The sequence below is a fragment of the Streptomyces sp. NP-1717 genome (genome assembly GCF_022695985.1).
Taxonomy (GTDB): Bacteria; Actinomycetota; Actinomycetes; order Streptomycetales; family Streptomycetaceae; genus Streptomyces.
In genome coordinates this window covers 1-2,230 of sequence record NZ_JAAPBF010000433.1, presented here as the reverse complement: position 1 = coordinate 2,230, position 2,230 = coordinate 1, and the positions used below count along the sequence as shown (strand labels likewise).

Annotated in this window: 2 protein-coding genes; one reads left to right on the top strand and one right to left on the bottom strand. The window is 72.9% G+C overall.

Going from position 1 to position 2,230, the window contains the following annotated elements; genetic code table 11:
- On the top strand, positions 1-1,339 hold a 1,339-nt coding region (locus GXP76_RS35265; protein ID WP_242575695.1), incomplete at its 5' end, for a hypothetical protein.
- A gap of 12 nt (positions 1,340-1,351) precedes the next feature.
- Here the strand turns inward: GXP76_RS35265 and GXP76_RS35260 are convergent.
- The coding region (locus GXP76_RS35260; RefSeq protein ID WP_242575694.1) for a superoxide dismutase at positions 1,352-2,230 on the bottom strand (879 nt) is incomplete at its 5' end.

Here is a 2,230-nt window from a genome sequence, read left to right as displayed (position 1 = left end):
CCTCACCGCCACCGGGCTGTCGCTCCCGCCCCCCACCGCTCACGCCGCCCCGGCCGAGCAGCCCGTGGGCATCCTCAACGGCGACTTCGCCCTGCCCGCGACGAAGGGCGACGGCCCCACCACCGTCGCCATCGACAACTGGACCGGTGCGAACCAGCGTTACTCGCCCGCCGCCTCCGGCCGCACCGACAGCGCGCACGGCGTCGCCCTCCAGAAGGACGGCAACACCCTGCGCCAGCGCCTGCGCGGTGTGCGCACCGGCGCCGAGGTCACCGTCACCTACGAGGACAGCCCGGCCGTCTCCAAGGAATGCGTGGCCTCCGACGTCGAGAACGGCCAGCCGTACACCGTCGACGGCAGCGGCGGACAGCTCCGGGAGGTGACGACCGCCCACGACCCCGGCCGGGTCAAGGGCACCGCGGGCAGGGGCTCGTGGACCGCGCGCACGTACGCGTTCACCGCCACGGAGAACGACCCGGTGCTGACCTTCACCTCGAAGGTCACCAGCTCCCGTACCCACCTGACCTGCACGCCCATGATCGCCGACCTCCGCGCGGTGGAGGTACCGACATCCGTCGACCGGACGGTCGACCGGACCGCGCTCGGCACGGCCGAGGCGTACAAGGGCAACGAGCGCGAGAAGACCCTGCACAACGCGGCCGCCGCCTGCAACGGCGAGAACGCCTGCACCTTCCGGCCCGACACCCGTACCTCGTTCCGCTTCTACGGCAAGGCCCGCGTCATCGGCGAGGCGTTCGTCAACTGCACCCGCAACACCGTCCAGCACACCCGCACCGTGCGCTACGCCGAACGCAGCCACGACAGCATCGCCCAGACCTACGCCGACGCCAACCTCTCCCTCGAAGAAGTCGCCCGGCTGCCCACCACCGGCGACCGCGCCGAGGACCAGAAGCGGATCAAGGACCGCCCGATGGCCGCCCAGTTCGCCCTCGCCTACGAGAAGCAGTGGCAACGGCCCTGGCAGTGGTTCAGCAGCGACCAGCGCGACATCGTGGAGACGATCCAGCCCGGCGAGGTCAGCTGGGTCGAACTCCAGCCCACCAGGGAGCGCGTCGAGGGCTGGTTCGTCAGCAAGAAGGACGACTACCGGCTGCACGCCGTCGTCGACGGCCCTTCCCGCGCCGTACCCGACCGCCTCCTCCAGCGCACCGGCCCCATGTCCGCGGCCGAGAAGCAGCGGTGCGCCGCCGAACGCCCGATGACGACCACCCCGGTCGGCGCGGACAGCCCGGCCTCCTCCACCGACAAGGGCCTCCTGGAGATCCCCGCCCCCACCTCCGCCGGCGTCCGCGCGGCGGCCACCACCCCGCTCGGCTGACGCGTCACGCGGTCAACGGAGCGGTACGGCGACCGCGTTGTACGTCGTCTCCGGTGTCGGGGGCGTCGTGAAGCGGGCGTTGACCAGGTAGAGGCGGTTGCCCAGGCGCGCCGCCGTCGTCGGGACGTCGAAGCGGGGGTCGGTAATGGTGCGGCGCAGCGTCGCGGTGCGGGCGCGGGCGTCGAGGTCGAAGACCGTGATCACGTTGAGGCGGTTCTGCACCACGTACAGCGTGCGGCCGACGCGCAGCAGACCGTCGCCGTTGACGACGCCGTCCGCGCCCCGCAGGGTGATGTTCGTGGCGTGCCCGGTCCTCGGATCGACGCGGAACAGCGTGCCCGCCGGGCTGTTGACCACGATCAGCGCGCGGCCGTCGGGGGTCGTCTCGATGCCGTTGGCGCTGATGGTGCCGGCGGGGCCCTGCGTCCAGTCGCCGCCGAGCGGGACTTCCCGCAGGTCGCCGCCTCTGCCGTGGCCCCGCGGGACGGTGTGGATCACGGGGAGGTGCGAGTTGGTGAACCAGGCGCGGTCGCCGTACAGGATCACGTCGTTGACGAAGCCGGCCGTCGTCGGCCGGTACGTGGCGGTGAGCCGGTTCGTACGGGTGTCGAGCACCCGGATGGAGGCGCTCAGACCGCCGGAGATGTAGAGCAGTCCGTCGCGGTCGAGCTTCAGGCCGGTGGCGGCCGAGCCGGTCGCGCCCGCCAGGACGGTCCTGCCCTCGCCGGTGCGCAGGTCGGCGCGGCGGACGGAGCCGTCCGCGAGGGAGCCCATGTAGGCGTACGGGCCGCCGCCGATGGCGATGCCCTCGGGGCGGAAGCCGTTCGGCAGCGGGAATTCGGCCGGCCAGGACGGGCGGCCGGGGCGGTCGGGGCGGGCGTGCGCCGTGGC